The sequence below is a fragment of the Saprospiraceae bacterium genome (assembly GCA_016712145.1).
Taxonomy (GTDB): domain Bacteria; phylum Bacteroidota; class Bacteroidia; order Chitinophagales; family Saprospiraceae; genus Vicinibacter.
On record JADJRO010000001.1, the window covers coordinates 1,780,292 to 1,797,509 of the forward strand.

General features: G+C 37.8%; 16 protein-coding genes and 1 pseudogene. 7 read left to right on the forward strand and 10 right to left on the reverse strand.

Annotated features, from left to right (window positions below):
* Positions 1–4: 4 nt before the first annotated feature.
* The 9 genes and pseudogenes from IPK91_07570 to IPK91_07610 form a co-directional block, all read right to left on the reverse strand.
* Entirely contained in the window at positions 5–502 is a 498-nt protein-coding gene (locus IPK91_07570) for a transcriptional regulator (GenBank protein MBK8297124.1), read from the reverse strand.
* A 63-nt stretch (positions 503–565) separates the two neighbouring features.
* A complete protein-coding gene (gcvT, locus tag IPK91_07575) occupies positions 566–1,675 on the reverse strand; it encodes a glycine cleavage system aminomethyltransferase GcvT (protein ID MBK8297125.1) in 1,110 nt (369 codons plus the stop codon).
* Between the two features lie 12 nt (positions 1,676–1,687).
* Positions 1,688–3,706, reverse strand: coding sequence for a peptidylprolyl isomerase (locus IPK91_07580; GenBank protein MBK8297126.1), 2,019 nt, complete (start codon positions 3,704–3,706; stop codon positions 1,688–1,690).
* A complete protein-coding gene (locus IPK91_07585; GenBank protein MBK8297127.1) occupies positions 3,706–4,059 on the reverse strand; it encodes a hypothetical protein in 354 nt (117 codons plus the stop codon). Before IPK91_07585 ends, IPK91_07580 begins: the two co-directional genes overlap by 1 nt.
* A 45-nt stretch (positions 4,060–4,104) precedes the next feature.
* Positions 4,105–6,000 (reverse strand): peptidoglycan glycosyltransferase, encoded by a 1,896-nt coding sequence (locus tag IPK91_07590; GenBank protein MBK8297128.1) that lies wholly within the window; start codon positions 5,998–6,000, stop codon positions 4,105–4,107.
* 2 nt (positions 6,001–6,002) lie between these two features.
* Positions 6,003–6,734, reverse strand: a complete 732-nt coding sequence (locus IPK91_07595) for a transglycosylase domain-containing protein (protein ID MBK8297129.1) — start codon at positions 6,732–6,734, stop codon at positions 6,003–6,005.
* Between the two features lie 20 nt (positions 6,735–6,754).
* Positions 6,755–7,807: a 3-dehydroquinate synthase gene (gene aroB, locus IPK91_07600; GenBank protein MBK8297130.1), complete on the reverse strand. Its 1,053-nt coding sequence runs from the start codon at positions 7,805–7,807 to the stop codon at positions 6,755–6,757.
* Between the two features lie 8 nt (positions 7,808–7,815).
* Positions 7,816–8,270: pseudogene (locus IPK91_07605) on the reverse strand (3-dehydroquinate dehydratase).
* Positions 8,271–10,472, reverse strand: a complete 2,202-nt coding sequence (locus tag IPK91_07610) for a RecQ family ATP-dependent DNA helicase (protein ID MBK8297131.1) — start codon at positions 10,470–10,472, stop codon at positions 8,271–8,273. It lies immediately after the preceding pseudogene.
* A gap of 180 nt (positions 10,473–10,652) precedes the next feature.
* Here IPK91_07610 and IPK91_07615 point away from each other — a divergent pair, with 180 nt between their 5' ends.
* The 5 genes from IPK91_07615 to IPK91_07635 all read left to right on the forward strand — a co-directional run bounded on the left by IPK91_07615 (position 10,653) and on the right by IPK91_07635 (position 13,816).
* Positions 10,653–12,137, forward strand: a complete 1,485-nt coding sequence (locus tag IPK91_07615; GenBank protein ID MBK8297132.1) for an amino acid decarboxylase — start codon at positions 10,653–10,655, stop codon at positions 12,135–12,137.
* A 55-nt stretch (positions 12,138–12,192) separates the two neighbouring features.
* A complete protein-coding gene (gene rpsF, locus IPK91_07620; GenBank protein MBK8297133.1) occupies positions 12,193–12,669 on the forward strand; it encodes a 30S ribosomal protein S6 in 477 nt (158 codons plus the stop codon).
* A 10-nt stretch (positions 12,670–12,679) separates the two neighbouring features.
* Entirely contained in the window at positions 12,680–12,946 is a 267-nt protein-coding gene (locus IPK91_07625; GenBank protein MBK8297134.1) for a 30S ribosomal protein S18, read from the forward strand.
* A gap of 15 nt (positions 12,947–12,961) precedes the next feature.
* The gene (locus IPK91_07630) at positions 12,962–13,408 is read left to right on the forward strand and encodes a 50S ribosomal protein L9 (protein ID MBK8297135.1); all 447 of its coding nucleotides are present in this window, start codon (positions 12,962–12,964) and stop codon (positions 13,406–13,408) included.
* Between the two features lie 180 nt (positions 13,409–13,588).
* The gene (locus IPK91_07635; GenBank protein ID MBK8297136.1) at positions 13,589–13,816 is read left to right on the forward strand and encodes a hypothetical protein; all 228 of its coding nucleotides are present in this window, start codon (positions 13,589–13,591) and stop codon (positions 13,814–13,816) included.
* Between the two features lie 130 nt (positions 13,817–13,946).
* Here IPK91_07635 and IPK91_07640 read toward each other — a convergent pair whose 3' ends face one another.
* Positions 13,947–14,720, reverse strand: coding sequence for a sulfite exporter TauE/SafE family protein (locus tag IPK91_07640; GenBank protein ID MBK8297137.1), 774 nt, complete (start codon positions 14,718–14,720; stop codon positions 13,947–13,949).
* Positions 14,721–14,886: 166 nt separating this feature from the next.
* Here IPK91_07640 and IPK91_07645 point away from each other — a divergent pair, with 166 nt between their 5' ends.
* On the forward strand, positions 14,887–16,293 hold the full coding sequence (locus tag IPK91_07645) for a gliding motility-associated C-terminal domain-containing protein (protein MBK8297138.1): 1,407 nt from the start codon (positions 14,887–14,889) through the stop codon (positions 16,291–16,293).
* 2 nt (positions 16,294–16,295) lie between these two features.
* On the forward strand, positions 16,296–17,081 hold the full coding sequence (locus IPK91_07650; protein ID MBK8297139.1) for an SDR family oxidoreductase: 786 nt from the start codon (positions 16,296–16,298) through the stop codon (positions 17,079–17,081).
* Positions 17,082–17,218 lie beyond the last annotated feature (137 nt).

Consider the following 17,218-nt stretch of genomic DNA (forward strand, 5'->3'; position numbering starts at 1 on the left):
CGAATCAGAGCATTTTCATCAAAGTGTTATAAAACCAATGAGAATCTGTGCGAATGAGCAATTCCAGTGCATGATCCACCTTTTGGGCAAAGCCATTAAGTTCGGATACCATTTTTTTAAATTCTTTACTTTTTTCGCATTTTTCCGTACAACTGGCTAAATCATTTAAATCCTTAAGGATTGGATCCAGTTCTCTTTTTTTACGATTAAGGAGTATTTGTTTGAAAACCAGGTGCAAGTTTTTTTCTGCGAGGTAAAATTCACAACGCTCCCCATCTTTAGAGATTTTGTAAACCAAACCCCAATCTAACAAGGCACGAATATTCATATTTACGTTACCGGTTGAAATGGCCAACTCAGTAAGAATTTGTTCCGAACTCATGGGTTCGTTGGCTATTAATAATAGCGCATGGATCTGAGCCATTGTTTTATTTATACCCCACTGCGGACCTAATTGGCCCCAGGTAGCAATAAACTGGTCTTTACAATCGCTGTATTCCAATGAGAGGTTTTAGAATAAATTGAAATACCGGCAAAAGGTTCAAAAGGAACTTAAAGAAAATGCTTAGTTGGGTTTATAAAATGGAATTTTACAAACTTTAGCATTCACTGATTTTGAACCCATCTCAACTTTGATCTGAGTTCCTTCCTTGGCATAAGCGATTGGTACATAAGCCATCCCAATCGGAATGTTGAGTGAAGGAGATTGTGTTCCGGAAGTTACCACTCCAATTACTTCTTCATTGACATTAATCACCCGGTATCCATGACGAGGCACTCTGCGGTCTTCAATAATAAATCCCACTAATTTTTTTTGCAATCCATTTTTCTTTTGATCGAGCATCAATTGCTTCCCATTAAAATCTGCCTTATCCAATTTGGTAATCCATCCCAATCCTGCCTCAAGTGGGGAGGTGGTATCATCGATGTCGTGTCCGTATAAGCAAAATCCCATTTCAAGACGCAAGGTATCACGAGCTCCCAATCCAACTGCTTGAAGCTTGTAATCATTGCCTATTTTAAAAATTTCATTCCATAGATGCAGCAAGTGATTATTATCGACATAGAGTTCAAAACCTCCTGCTCCGGTGTAGCCCGTTGCAGAAATCAATACATTGTCAATTCCAGCTAATGTTCCTTTTTGGAAATGATAATATGGAATTGCACTCAAATCTACCGATGTTAGTTTTTGCAACAATTCAATGGCTTTAGGACCCTGGACTGCGAGCAAACCGGTCTCATCTGAAATATTCAACATCGTTGCTCCATAACTATTGTGTTTACTAATCCAGTCCCAATCTTTTTGGATATTAGATGCATTGACTACCAACATATAAGCCGGTTCATCTGCATCGCCCATGGATTCTGCTAATCTGTACACTAAAAGATCGTCGACGATTCCGCCAGTTCCGTTGGGCATACATGAGTATTGCGCCTGGCCTATTTTCAATTTGGAAGCATCATTGCTGGTTACTTTTTGAATTAAATCCAGCGCATGTTTTCCACGAATAATAAATTCACCCATATGACTTACATCAAATACGCCCACGTGGTTTCTGACGGCTTCATGTTCCTCCCGAATCCCAGCGTAAGAAATCGGCATATTGTATCCTGCAAATTCTGCCATTTTTGCTCCAAGTCCAATATGAACTTCGGTTAGTGCTGTATTTTTCATAAATTTTTCTTCTTATTTTATTTGAATGGATTTGATAACATCTGATTGACAAATACTCATGAGTACTTCCTGGCCACTGATTAATTTTCCAAAAATTGTATAACGACCATCTAAATGGGGTGTAGGAGAATGGGTAATAAAAAACTGCGTTGCTTCTGTATCCGGACCCGCACTTGCCATCCCCATCATTCCTGAGCTTTGATAATTTATAAATGAAATTTCAGAGCGAATGGTATAATCCAACGCACCAAAACCATCTCCCCTCGGACAACCAATTTGAACTACAAAATTTGGTACAACCCGATGAAAAACTTTGTCATTATAAAAACCCTCTTTTACCAGACTTAAAAAATTTATTGTTGAAGCCGGAGCTTCTTTTGGGTAAAGTTCAAATGTCAATTCACCTTTATTGGTCAAAATACTTCCTTGAATTGTATCCCGGTAATTATCTAAAACTGTCCATTGAATCGGATGATTGTATTCAGGAACTTTAGGAGTAAATGTAGTTTTTCGAAGCGATGCAAGACATTTTCCCAATTCATTATAGGTTTCGATATCTTGAGGCAATTTCAATTTTGATTGTGAAAGCTGCAACATGGAATCTGCATAAAAGAATTTTTTTGATAAAGGAACCGGTTTACTAAAAATAGAAGCCATAATAGCAAGAACTCCTGGATCTGCTTCAGCACATTGTTTAGTAAAATACGATGACAAGGTATAGTAAATTGGATTGTAACTGCCTTTATAGATTTGAGTAAAATCCGGAGACTTCAGTATTTTTTCAACGCATTCAGCAATGCTGGTACGCAAATAAGCGGATGCTTTTGGATGATCCAGACTGATGATGAATGGCAATTCTTTAGGCACCCAGGAAATCGCTTTCAGATAGGCAGCTTTTTCATACGGATTTTTAGATTGATTGATGCTGGTTTTAAGCGACCATTCCAAGGATTGTTTTGTCAATACCAAATAGGACGGAATGTATTTTAGTGCAGCTTCAAAAACAAGACTTCTTGCCTGCCAGGGAAGATTGGTCTGTTCGCATAATTTTTTTAATTCTTCTGAAATTTCTGAAGATCCTTTTTCTTTTAAAAACTGAGCTGCTTCTATAGAAACCTGAAGCGAAGGATTTTGTATTGCCTTTAGTGCAAAAAATTGTGCAGACAAACCTTGCTGGTTTATCAAACCTTTTACAATATTGGATTGAATGCGAATGTCTAAGCCACGCGAATACAATTCCTCTAAGGTACTGATGGTCGCCGGTCCAGGAATGCGGGACAAGGCGGTAACCAAACACATTCGAATATCCGGATTCTTTTCTTCACGACATGCAATTTTGAGTCGTTCAAAATAATCATTCAGTTTGAATGATTTGAAACGTTGCAATCCATGTGCTGCTAACAAGCGCGCATTGTCAGGATATTGGTTGTCTGTTGCAAGCCTGACAAATTTCTCGACTGATGCTTCACAAAATTTTTCACGAAGTCCAAATCGATACAACGCTGCAATTTGACCATAGACAAAAAGACTGTCTGTAGGGGCATAACTGCTAATATTACAAATCAGTTTAAGCGTGGAATCCCCTCCACATTTTCCAAGAGCCTCCAGGATCAAGGCATTGGTTTGAATATAAGGACCTATAGAGTCGATGGGAATAAACGATTGAATCAATGTTGTTTCAGCTTTTAAATTTCCAATTTGGCCCAGTGCGAAAACAGCAGCCTGCTTTACTTTTTCTACAGGATCTTTTAAAAGTTGAATTAAACCTGGAATAGCCAAACTGTCCCGGTTGGAAGCAAAACAAAGAGCTGCAAGGTATCGGAAGGATGCTTTTTCATGTTGTAAATAAACTAAGAGGGTGTCTGTACGACGTCGATCTGAGGCGTCTAAAATTTGACGAATTTCAGGATCATTTAATTTGTAGTCTGTAGATAATTTTGCTTGATCGTCAGGAGGGAAACATGCAACAAGTGTCCCAATAAGGAACAGCAATCCCAATGCTGTGATCAGACTATATGTTCTTTTTTGCATTAAGCAACATCCTTTTGGTGGCCTGAATTTAAGCTGCGAATATAAACGATCACAGCCATTACACAAGCAGCCATTTCAAGACTGACTCTACAAATGCCCGCCAAATCAGCCTGCTCAATATTTCGGAGTAAGGGTCGGATCATTGCAAAAATAAATGCAAGTGTAAGTCCGCTGTTAAAGAAAAAAAGTGATTTATTTTCAATGGAATGTCTTGAAGAAAATAAACACAAGTAAGCTCCAAATCCAATCGGAACAATTCCTGTGTGCATAGCAAATTGATTTGCTGCATATCCCCAAAATCCAAGAGCTAATAAAATGATTCCATTTAGTAAACACGTTTTGTTTGTTGTCATACTTTATTTGTTTAAAATAGAAAACGCCCGCTTGTTAAAGCTAATTTACTGCGGTGCGTCTTCAAATATCTCATCATTTGTATTTTGATTATTTTTTGGCTGTAAGGATTGATCGGCATTGTGCGTATCCATCATTTGTTTGAACGTTTCACAATTCAATTCAACTCCTAAATCCCCGGGGGGTCTTATGAATTCAACCTTCGGATCAAAACCAGAATCCGGATCTTCTTCCAATTTAGAAATAAACTTCATAAAGAAAGGTTTTGCCATTACAGAGCCCTGGCCCATTTCAAGAGATAAAAATCGAATCCATGGATCTTCTCCACCTACCCAGGTTCCAACCACTAAATTAGGAGTAATTCCCATATACCAACCGTCAACATAATCATTGGTGGTACCGGTTTTTCCACCATTGGGCACTTTCAGGCTCCAGGCGCCGCCAGACTTTCTCAATAAATCAACCATCACATAATTGTAATTGGGAGAAATTGCTACACTGTTGGTGGGAGTACTTCGATAAATTACTTTTCCATTTTTATCTTCTATACGTGTTACAAAAGTTGGTTTGGTATATACTCCATTATTTGAAAAGGTCGTGTAAGCTCCTGTCATCTCAAATACGGAAAGATCTGAAGAACCTAATACGATCGATGGAAATTTTGGAATCAAATAACCCCCATCACGCCTCCGTAAAGAAGAATCTATCCCCATATTGTGTAATAAGCCCCGTATTGGTTCGACGCTTCCTAATAATATAACCAGTTTAACCGTGATTGAATTTTTAGATAAAGCCAAAGCTTTATACAAATTTAAATTTGCGCCGGTAAATGATTCAACAGCATTTCCCGGTGACCAGGCCTCCGGTAAATTAAAATTTGGATCATTGGCAGGAATGGTATATTGAATATCCTGAAATTCATTGCACGGAGATATCCCTTGAAGTGCTATTGCTGTTGCATACACAAAGGGTTTAAATGTTGAACCCACCTGTCTTCTTGAAGTAACGTGATCGTATTTAAAATACTTAAAATTAGTACCGCCCACCCACGCTTTTACTTCACCGGTATGCGGGTCCACTGCAATGGAACCAATTTGCATGTGTTTTCTGTGAAACTTTATGGAATCCAGCGGACTCATTAAAGTATCTTTTTCATTCATACTCACATAATCATACACTTTCATTTTGATTGGAGTCGTCATTGCTTTTCGAACATCCGTTTCAAATGAGGCCCATTCCTTTTTTAGTTGTGGCCAGTTTTTACTTTTTAAAATCTGCAAAGAAAAATCATATTGCGTTTCGTTGATTAATTTCTTATTTAATTCCTTTTTTAAAGACCCAGGTTCCTTTTCCTCATTAATTAATCGTTGAATGGTGCGGTCACTGATATCCACATTGCCAATTTCAGATTCAATTTTTACCAAAATACTTCCAAAATGCTGTTGCCAAATCGTATTAAAACGATCTGTTTCTTTAATCATTAAATTCAAAGCGTCTTTTCGAATTTTTAGCATGTTATCATCCGATTCATACGTCCATGGATCTGCTTTATTCCAGATATTAAAATAAGACTTTTGAACTTTCATCATATGCTCATGCGCAGCTTGTTCAGCATATTTTTGATAAATCGGATCGATGGTCGTATAAATCTTAAGACCATCTTCATAAAAGTTGTATTTGCTACCATCGGCTTTCCGATAACGTTCATCATCCAATAAATTTCTAAGCCACTTTCCCAGTTCTGCTCTAAAATGCATGGCCATCCCTTCGAGGTGTGATTCCCTTTTAAACTGGGTAACATCCATTTTAAGCGCCATTAATTTTTTAAAATCGGCTTGATTGATGTAATCGCTTTCATGCAATAAGGCCAAAACCGTATTTCTTCGTTCTGTTGCCAATTTCGGAAACCGCTTCGGATTGTATCTGGTAGGATTTTTAAGCATTCCTATAATGGTCGCAGCTTCATCAATTCGAAGTTCTTTTGGTTTTTCCCAAAATAAGTTTGCGACGCTGTTTGCACTCCATTGGCCCCATACAAGAAATCAAACTTATTTAAGTACATGGCAAGGATCTCTTCTTTAGTATAACTCTTTTCCAATTTGATTGCTGTCAACCACTCTTTAAATTTAATACGAAGCATTAAAAATACTTTTATAAGTGGATTTCTGCCTTCCAGATTTGGACGTTCGAATAACAATTTTGCCAATTGTTGTGTAACCGTACTTCCTCCACCCGATTCATGTCGGCTCAATAAAATCGTTTTAACTCCAACCCGCAATAATGCCAAAAAGTCAACGCCAGAATGTTTGTAATACCTGGAATCTTCAGTTGCCAATAAGGCCTTTACCAAATGTGGATTCAGGCTATCGTATGGAATGAATTCCCGGTTTTCGATGTAAAATTTACCGAGTATACTCAGATCATTTGAATAAATTATGGATGCCTGATTATACGATGGATTTTCTAGTTCTTCAAATGTAGGTAAGTTATCAAACGATACCAAAAACAAACTCAAGTAAAGGAATGCAATTCCTGAGAGAAAAACTTTCCAAATTAATAAGGTAGCATTTGGAAACCATCCTTTGTCCTCTGTGGTTTTACCGGAATAAATATCAGTAAATTTAAACTCTTTATACAGTTTAAGCAGGGATGATTTAATTTGATTCCAGAATGCCATAAATCTTTAACTACAAAAGTCTAACTTAAATTATAATAATCCAAAGAATTGAGGAGCTCTTCTTCCGTAACTCGTTGATTTAAATTGGGCTGACCGATTTGCTCAATCAAACTAAAACGGACTTCCCGGTTTTGCTTTTTCTTGTCTGCATTTAAAAACTTTACTATTTCAGGGTAATCGTCTGATGTGAATTTTAGGTTGCCAGTAAACGGTTTTAAAATCGTTTTGATTTGATCCACCACATGCGCTTTCCAACGATTGCGTTGACTGGAAAGAAACGATTCACAAATGATCCCAACGGCGATGGCTTCACCATGCAAAACATCCTGTCCGTTTGCCATACAAAAACTTTCCAGTGCATGGCCTACGGTGTGACCAAAATTCAAGACTTTACGATTTCCGTTTTCAAGGTAGTCCTTTTCAACAATTTCGGTTTTCGTACGAATTGATTTTTTAATAAAATCTTGCAAAACACTTGGTGGAAGAGGCCATGTTAAATTTGTAATATCCCACCAGTAGGAAGGTGATGAAATCAAGCTGTGCTTAATAATTTCTACAAAGCCGTTGCGCATGTGTCGATCCGGCAAGGTTGATAAAAACCGGTAGTCAATTACAATACCGAGTGGCGCATGGAAACTGCCAATTTGATTTTTATAATATTCAAAATTAACGGCTGTTTTACCACCGATCGCAGCATCCGCCATAGCCATTAAGCTGGTAGGAATGTAAAGGGTGTCCATTCCCCTTAAAAGTACGGAAGCACAAAAACCACCTAAATCGGTAATTACGCCGCCGCCAAGACAGATGATCAATGAATTTCGATCGGGATGTTGGTGAAGCAAGTGCTCCCAAATTTTAATACAGGATTCCAAAGATTTTGATGATTCTCCGGATTGAATTACAAAACAACTGGTAATGGAATGCTGAAGGATTTCTTTTAAAATGGGAAGGCAATACGTTTCAGTTTGATCATCAGCCAATACATGAATTGCACTGTATTTTTGATTTTCCAAAAATGCATGCAAGCGCTCCCATGGAGCTGTTGAAAAAATCAAACTACTGTATGTTTTCAAAACTATTATTATTTTATAATTGGGTTGAGCGAATCGGCACACAGAATTTCTGAGAGCCTTAATAAAGCCATACGGTACCCATTCAAACCAAAACCTTGAATATTAAACAAACACAGGTCTTTAATCAAAGAATGTTGTCTAAACTGATCCCGTGATTGAATCGCACTGATATGTACTTCAACTACTGGAACTTTAATTGCAGCAACTGCATCCCGGATGGCGATGGATGTATGGGTATAAGCAGCAGGATTGAGAATTATAGCATCTGCTTTGTTACGAAAGTCCTGCAGCCAGTCAACCAATTGCCCTTCAAAATTGCTTTGGTGAAGGCTTAGTTGCAAATTTGGAAATTCCTTTTCAAACTTTCAAAGAAATTTTCGAACGTCTCATATCCATAAACGGATGGTTCACGTTCTCCGGTAAGATTAAGATTCGGACCGTGAATGATTGGAATCGTCCACATTTAATTAACCATTTCAGACATGTACTTCAGACGGATCAGACGAATTTCTTCAAACGTGATATCATCTTCCTTCAAGGATTTATATGCCTCTTCAGCTGAATCCGAATCAGCCTGGTTGAAATAATCGTAGATGTCTTCTTTTGAATATTCATCCACATTGTCCTTAATGTAATAGTCTATATTGATTTTAGTTCCTGATGAAACGATCATATTTAGTTCTTCCATCAACTCCTCCATATTCATCTGAAGATTTTTCGCAATATCCTCCAGTGGAATTTTTTTATCTATGTTTTTAATGATTTCTACTTTGTTTTTTGACTTATCAGCAACTTGACGAATAACAAAATCTTCAGCACGCTCGATTTCATTTTCTTCAACATATTTCCTGATGAAATCTAAAAATGGTTCTCCATATCGTTCTGCTTTTCCTTTACTGACTCCGGATATTTTACAAAGGTCATCGATGGTTATTGGAAATCGCGTGGCCATTTCTTCCAAAGCAGGATCAAAAAAGATGACCCAGGGTTTCACTTTATTCTTACGTGCAACTTCGAGGCGGATGTCTTTAAGCGTTTTAAATAAATTTGGATCGAGTGCAGCTCCTTGTGAAGGCGCAGCATCTTCATCGATAATGGATGCAGTATCGCCATAATCATGGTTGATGCTGATTTGAATTTTATAAGGTTTATTAATAAACTCCTGACCGAGTTCACTTAATTTTAAGATCCCATAAGTTTCAATGTCCTTAATTATTAAGTTCATCAAAATTCCCTGTCGGAAAAGTGAAAACCAATACAAACTTCCTTTATCAATTCCTTTTGAAAATAATTCATTCCGATCCAAATCGTAATCCAGAATGTCTTTTGTTTTAACACCGCAAATAAATTCAACCAGTGTTTTGATTGTAAAATTTTGATTGAGTGCTTGAATGGCTTTGAGTGCCAATAGCATATCGTCTTTAGCTTCTAGCAGCGGTTTCGGATTTCTGCAATTGTCACACATTTGTTTGCAAGATTCCGTATCAAATTCTTCACCAAAATAATGGAGTACAAATTTTCTTCTACATACTGCACTTTCAACATAGGCTTCCATTTCATCCAATAATTGGGCACCCATATCGCGTTCAGAAGCTGGTTTATCTCTGAGAAATTTTTCCAATCGCAACAAGTCAGCATTTGAGAAAAAAGCATAACAATCTCCAACCATTCCATCACGACCTGCACGTCCGGTTTCCTGATAATAGTTTTCCAAACTCTTTGGAATATCAAAATGGATCACGAGACGAACATCTGGTTTATCGATACCCATTCCAAATGCAATGGTTGCACAAATGATATCAATTTCTTCCATTAAGAAATCATCCTGTACCTGGGTTCTTGATTTAGCTTCCATTCCCGCATGGTAGGGAGCCGCTTTAATTCCGTTTACTGAAAGTATTTGTGCGAGGTCTTCGGTTGTTTTACGAGCTTGCACATAAATAATTCCCGATTCACCCGGATGTGATTTTATAATCTGTACAATTTGACGGATGGTTTGATCTCTGGTAATTTTCGGACGTACTTCGTAATAAAGATTATTTCGGTTAAAGGATGAAATGTATATATGCGGATCAACCATTTCCAAACTCTTCACAATATCGGTTTGAACTTTGGGTGTAGCGGTTGCAGTGAGTGCAATTATTGGAATGTGTTTATTAAGTGAATTGATCATATCCCGGATTCTTCGGTAATCCGGTCTGAAATCATGTCCCCATTCTGAAATACAATGCGCTTCATCTACTGCTATAAAAGATAAATCGACGGAATTTAAAAACTCAATGGTTTCTTCTTTTTGCAGGGTTTCAGGAGCGACATAGAGTAATTTGGTTTTACTTCGTACGATGTCTTCTTTAACTTGTTTAATTTCCGAGCGGTTGAGCGAAGAATTTAGAAAGTGCGCAATTTCATCCGTTTGACCATACCCTCGAATTGAATCCACTTGATTTTTCATCAAGGCAATTAATGGTGAAATGATAATTGCAGTACCAGGCATCATCAAAGCCGGCAATTGATAACATAAAGATTTACCACCACCAGTTGGCATAATCACAAACGTATCCGTACCATTTAGGAGGCTGGCTATTATGTGTTCTTGGGTATCTTTAAAATGTTCAAATCCAAAATGGTATTTTAATGCGTCGTAAATCGCTTCTTTTGTGTACATCGGTTTCTATTTCAAAAAATCTGTTGTGTGCATAAATTAATAAAAATCAGGGAGTAAGCATCATTTTAGTAAAAGGGAACTAAAAATACGGTGAATTCTTATCATCGTTTAAGTTTTTCAACGATTTAAGAAATTTTTTGCAAATAATTTAAAACAATTCTTTCAGCTTTGTAAAACAGAATGGAAACTGAAAAATTAATTGAACAAATTCAGGAACGCGCTTTAAAAGCCCGTAAACTGGAGCCTGGAACCGCTTTAAGAAAAGAATGGACCGATGAAACGTCACGCTTTGCGTTTGAATTTATTGATTCATTGCCTACAAAAAAGGCATTTAAGATATTTGGCAGTTTGTCAGAAGTACTTAACTTAAAAGGCAATCTCGATACTCCAGAACCAATAACTGATGTCATTAATGAATTAAGAGCGCATTTAATTTCCTATGGACTAAATCCTGCATCGGGAGGTCATTTGGGTTATATTCCTGGAGGAGGCGTTTATGGAGCAGCCCTTGGCGATTATCTGGCAGCAGTGAGTAATCAATATGCGGGTATCTATTACGGTGGCCCGGCAGCAGTTAAAATAGAAAACGAATTAATCCGATGGATGGGTCGTTTATTTGGATACCCTATTACCAGTCATGGAAATCTTGCAAGCGGTGGATCCATCGCCAATCTAATTGCCATCGTAACAGCCCGTGAAGCTCGACACATAGCGTCCCGGGACATTGAAAACCAATGCATTTACCTAACCGAACAAGTACATCATTGTATCCATAAAGCGATTCGGATTTCTGGATTATCAGAATGTCAGATTCGAAAAGTGCCCATGGATGCTTCATTTCGAATGGATATGAAGGCATTTAAACAGATCGTACTGGATGACATCCAAAAAGGCCTGGTACCTTTTCTTGCTGTAGGGAGTGCTGGTACGACTGACACCGGTGCGATTGACCCTTTAGAGACGATGGCTGCCATTTGTGCTGAACACCGGATCTGGTTTCATGTCGATGCAGCTTACGGAGGGTTTTTCAGCCTATGCAAATTGGAAAACCCGGATGGAAGTCAATTAAAAGACCATTTTAAGGGCATTGCGCTTTCGGATAGCGTGGTGGTAGATCCACATAAAGGCTTGTTTTTACCTTATGGACTGGGTGTTGTATTAATTAAGGACCTTGTTTCTCAATATAAAGCACATTACTATAAGGCGGCTTATATGCAAGATACCTTGAGTTCACAGGAGGAATGGAGTCCTTCAGATTTGTCGCCGGAGCTGACCAAACATTTCCGAGGACTGAGATTGTGGATTCCACTTAAACTTTATGGACTGGATGCCTTTCGGGCTTGTCTTGAAGAAAAAATATTGTTATGCAGGTATTTCTATGAAGAAATTGGGAAAATGGGCTTTGAAAGAGGACCTTATCCAGAAACTTCGGTCTGTATTTATAGATATAGACCTGAAAATCAAGATATTAATGCATTCAATAAACGCCTGGTGGATTTAGTATTGGAAGATGGACGGGTTTTTGTTTCATCGACCAGCATAGCCGGTGAATTTTGGATTCGAATTGCGATTTTAAGTTTCCGAACAAGCCTGGAAACCATTCAAACCTACCTTTCCTTGCTACAATCAGGCTTAAATTTATTAAAATCAGAAAAAAATGACTGATTTTATGATAAATACTTAACTTTGCGACCCTTTTTAAACTAATTATTAGAGCAAGATGCCTCATTATGAAGTAAGCTTTATCGTTGACCCAGTACTGTCGGGCGATGAAGTTAAATCGACAGTTCAAACCTACAAGGAAATGATCGGAAACGAAAGTGGAAGTATCGTTCATGTAGATGAAATGGGATTAAAGGCTTTGGCCTATCCCATCAACAATCGCTCCACCGGAGTATACTTTTGCATTGAATATGTAATGGATAATCCACCATTCAATGGAAAAATGGAATTAGCATTAAAACGCGATGAACGAATCATGCGTTATTTAACCGTTAAGCTTGACAAATATGGTGTCAAGTACAATGAAGACAAAAGAAATGGTAAAATTGGAAAACGGGTAAAGAAAGACAAATCTGCTGACGGCTCAACACCTGAGGTATATGTTCGTCCAACTCCAGCCCCTGCACCAATCCCGGTTCCCGTTCCGGTTCCTGCACCTATCATTAAGGAAGAAATTATTGTTGAAGAAGAATAAAAACTAAAACATGGCAACGCAAGATGAAATAAAGTTCCTGAGTAATCCTAATATAGGACAGAAGAAAACCAAATACTGCCGTTTTAAAAAATTTGGATTAAAATACATCGATTATAAAGATGATAGTTTTCTAATTCAATTTGTTAACGAACAAGGTAAATTATTACCACGTCGCTTAACTGGTAACTCTCTTAAATATCAAAGACGGGTTGCAACTGCAATTAAACGCGCAAGGCACTTAGCTATATTACCATTTGTAACCGATCTTTTAAAATAAACTAAATCTATCGCTATGGAAATTATTTTATTAAAAGATATGGATAAACTTGGTGATAAGCATCAAGTTATAAAAGTAAAACCGGGATTCGGACGAAATTTTTTAATTCCAAATGGCATTGCTTTATTGGCAAATGATTCCAATATGCGCAAACTGGCAGAATTAAGAAAGCAAGAGGATGCCCGTGAAAACAAAAAAGTAAATGAATACAAAGCAATGGCCGATCAATTAAACGGCATTGTTTTAAAAATCGGTGCAAAAACAGGAGCCTCAGATAAAATCTTTGGTAGTGTTACCAATGTGCAATTAGCACAAGCTTTGAAAGACCAATTTAATCTTGACATTCAACGGAAGAAAATTCATTTGGATGATGAAATCAAGACTTTAGGTAGCTATACTGCAACAATCGATTTTCATAAAGATGTCCATACCAAAATTAATTTTGAAGTGGTATCTGAATAAACTAAAACGTACTAGGTAAAAGAATCCCGGAGCAAAAAACTTCGGGATTTTTTTTTGAAAAAAGGAAGGGAAGATTGATTGGAAAAGAAGGCTGGAGGAATTGACCATAGGCTTTTGACCACTGACTACTAATTGTTGACTATTGATTTGGGCTGGAGGCTAGAGGCTGGAGGCTGGAGGCTGGAGGCTGGAGGCTGGAGGCTGGAGGCTGGAGGCTGGAGGCTAGAGGCTGGAGGCTGGAGGCTGGAGGCTGGAGGCTGGAGGCTGGAGGCTGGAGGCTGGAGGCTGGAGGCTGGAGGCTGGAGGCTGGAGGCTGGAGGCTGGAGGCTGGAGGCTGGAGGCTGGAGGCTGGAGGCTGGAGGCTGGAGTGAACTAAGACCATGGAAAATTGGCTTTTTTGACTTCTGACTATTAATTACTGACTACTGATTTGGGGCTGGATGACTAAATGGCTTAATGGGATATTAACTTAATAGCTTGTTAGCTTAATAGCTTATCAGCTCATTTCCATTGACAACTCTCAACTATCAACTATCAACTAAATTAAACCCATAGCTAAAGCAATTCCAAAAAGCACAAGACAAATGCAAACAATTTTTTGAATCTGATTCTGGGTAATTTTTTTGAGATACTTGTTTCCAATCCAAGCTCCTGTCCATGCAGCAATAATAGCAGGCAGTAGCAATTGCCAATTCATGTTGATAAATGACTGAGGATCCAATTTTGTGTACACAAGCAATCTACCTGCATCTACCAATAAAGCACACGCAATTCCGGTAGCAATAAACTGTTCCTTTGATAAAGGCATGCTGCGTAAAAAAGCAGATCGCAATGCACCCTGGTGACCAGAAAGTCCACCAAAAAATCCACTGGCAATTCCTCCTAGAAATAAATGAAGCGGATTGTTTGATTTTACTTTAATAAAATCGAAGTATTCAATCCAGGTAAAAATTATTAATAAGATTCCGATGTTTAATTTTAATACATTGGTCGTTGCATAAAATCCAAACAGTTTGTATGAATAATTCCAATTCTGTATGGCGACATATTTCAGGCAATAAGCCCCTAAAATTGCAAAAACCAATGAAACCAAACCAAAACGAATTAAAGTCGGCCAATGCAGTGCATTTCGTGTAAGAATAAACTTGAAGATTGAATTCAGAAAATGTACAATGGCTGTTAAAAATATTGCCATTTCAACTGGAACCATGAGACTGAAAGCCGGTAACAAGAGTGTACCAAGGCCAAATCCACTGTAAAAGGTTAAAATGGATGCAAAAAATGCAATCAAAACCAATCCAAGAATTTCCATCTTTTAAAAAACTTTATAAAACTAATAGATTCTCAATGAATTCAAGTCCTATTGAAATCAACATTCTATGAATTCCGTATCTTCGCAAATCTAAACAGCCCAAATGGTTTTTTTAAATGTAATTCAAATCCTTAAAATGGACTTGTTCAAATATAAAAATAATACCATGCACGCTATAAAATGTAGCATGTTTTGTGCGCTAAGTTTTTTATTGATCCAATGGAATCATGTCACCGCACAAAATTTAATTCCCAATCCGGGATTCGAACAATGTGATCAGTGCGATGCACGTGGATTTAAAGAATTGGGAATCGGCTATGGTGCAAACAATCCGATTGATTGGACTGCAGCTACATTTGGTTCACCGGATTTTTATTCAATAGCTCCACGCACGGGTAAAAAGCACGGTGGGTTTTTTGTTGGATTTGCCAAACATGAATACCTGACCAATCATTTTACAAATGCATTAAAGGCTGGAGCCATTTATCAATTTAGTTTTTGGACCAAACCAAGTACACAAAATGCAAATTATGCCATCGATGAAATGGGAGTCTTTATTCAAACCGGTCCAGCTGAATATAAACAAGCAGAACCTCTCAAACAATTAAAACCGACTTACGAATCTCCAGATCAGGATTTTTTAAAAGGACCGGATTATAAACAATTAAGTTTCAATTATACAGCTTGCGGTGGAGAAGATCATTTTATCGTTGGGAGATTCCGAAGTTTGTCAAAAGGCGATACCAGTTTTATTGGCACAAAACCACCAAACAATCCGGGAGGAGAAGCCATCTATTATTTTGTAGATGATTTTGAAATGATTGAAATTACTCCACCAACACTTGTAGATTTACTTCCCAAAGAAATATTCTTATGCCCAGGTGAAATTAAAAAAATCCGTATCCCTGCACCTTATGATCAAGGGATCATCACCTGGAGTACCGGTGAAAACCTGGTAGAAATTCAAGTTCCTGAAACAGGACCGCTTACGGTAGAAGTGCAACTTCAAGATAACTGTAAAACGATTCTACGTGATACCCTTATCATCCGAACTGAACCAAATATTAATATTAAAATTTTAGGGCCTGATAATGTGTGTATTGGTGATACCATCGAACTGGAAGCCGTTTGCAATGGCAATTGTTTTGATTTTAATTGGAACAATGGATTAAATACACGACAAATCATGATACGAGATACGGGTGATTATATCGTTAAAGCCAAAACAATTTGCAAAGAATTAAGTGATACGTTTCACGTGCGCGCGTTAACGAAAGAAATTAAATCGTTTATTAAATTTCCAAATGTGGTTGCACCCTATGGAGAAGAAACCAATCGAAAATTCAGACCCTCCGTTGTTAAGCATGAGGCCAATCGTGTGATTGAAATGAAATTACTTATTTACAATCGCTGGGGACAAAAATTATTTGAAACATCCGATTTAAACGGAGCCTGGACACCCAATGCAGACATTCCGATGGACACGTATATTTATTTGGCTGAATTCAAATACCAGGATTGTGATCGGATTAGAAATTCGAAATTAACCGGATCCCTAAGTTTAATTAGATAATGATACCCATCAATTTACAAAATAGAAATGCATTGGTTTGTGGTGCCAGTAAAGGTATTGGAAAAGCTTGTGCCATTCGATTGGCTCAGGCAGGAGCTTCGGTTTGCATTCTTTCCAGAAATGCCGTTTTACTGGAAGAGTTGTTGCACCAACTTCCACGATCACAGAATCAAAACCATCATGTGGTTGTTGCAAATATGGAAGATCCACAGGATCTTGAAAAAAAAATACACCATGTGGTATTAAATTTTCCAATACACATTTTAGTAAATAATACCGGTGGACCGCCAGCGGGCCCAGCACATACTGCGACTGTAGAGGCATTTGAATCTGCATTTAAACAACATCTAATCGCGAATCAACTGATTACTTCGCAATTGATTGCAGGCATGAAAGAAGCTGCATATGGGCGTATTATAAATATTATCTCTACCTCTGTAAAACAACCCATTGACAATTTAGGTGTTTCAAATACGATTCGAGGAGCAGTGGCCAATTGGGCAAAAACCCTTGCAAATGAATTGGCAGCTTTTAACATTACTGTAAATAATATATTACCGGGTGCGACTCGCACAGAACGATTGGAAAGCATCATTGAAAAAGAACGGGTGCTTCATCAGAAATCACAACAAGAAATTGAAAACCATTTATTGGCCGCAATCCCAATGAAGCGTTTTGCCGAACCGGAAGAAATTGCAAATGCAGTTGCATTTTTAGCAAGCCCTTTAGCTGCCTACATTACAGGAATTAATGTTCCTATTGATGGAGGCAGAACGAAGAGTTTATAATTTGATTGTTTGTTAAGACGGAAAGTATAAATTTGTCTTTTTATTGACAAGAGGTGGGAGGCTAGAGGACCATTGACGTGAATGACTATTGACTATACGAACAAGGTTTATTGCATAGTTTTTTTATAATCGTAAAT

Coding starts and splice junctions, on each gene's coding strand:
- gcvT (MBK8297125.1), bottom strand. CDS start 1,675: ATGAAAAATACAGCACTAACCGAAGTTCATATTGGACTTGGAGCAAAA.
- IPK91_07580 (MBK8297126.1), bottom strand. CDS start 3,706: ATGCAAAAAAGAACATATAGTCTGATCACAGCATTGGGATTGCTGTTC.
- IPK91_07585 (MBK8297127.1), bottom strand. CDS start 4,059: ATGACAACAAACAAAACGTGTTTACTAAATGGAATCATTTTATTAGCT.
- IPK91_07590 (MBK8297128.1), bottom strand. CDS start 6,000: ATGCTTAAAAATCCTACCAGATACAATCCGAAGCGGTTTCCGAAATTG.
- IPK91_07595 (MBK8297129.1), bottom strand. CDS start 6,734: ATGGCATTCTGGAATCAAATTAAATCATCCCTGCTTAAACTGTATAAA.
- IPK91_07610 (MBK8297131.1), bottom strand. CDS start 10,472: ATGTACACAAAAGAAGCGATTTACGACGCATTAAAATACCATTTTGGA.
- IPK91_07615 (MBK8297132.1), top strand. CDS start 10,653: ATGGAAACTGAAAAATTAATTGAACAAATTCAGGAACGCGCTTTAAAA.
- rpsF (MBK8297133.1), top strand. CDS start 12,193: ATGCCTCATTATGAAGTAAGCTTTATCGTTGACCCAGTACTGTCGGGC.
- IPK91_07625 (MBK8297134.1), top strand. CDS start 12,680: ATGGCAACGCAAGATGAAATAAAGTTCCTGAGTAATCCTAATATAGGA.
- IPK91_07630 (MBK8297135.1), top strand. CDS start 12,962: ATGGAAATTATTTTATTAAAAGATATGGATAAACTTGGTGATAAGCAT.
- IPK91_07640 (MBK8297137.1), bottom strand. CDS start 14,720: ATGGAAATTCTTGGATTGGTTTTGATTGCATTTTTTGCATCCATTTTA.
- IPK91_07645 (MBK8297138.1), top strand. CDS start 14,887: ATGCACGCTATAAAATGTAGCATGTTTTGTGCGCTAAGTTTTTTATTG.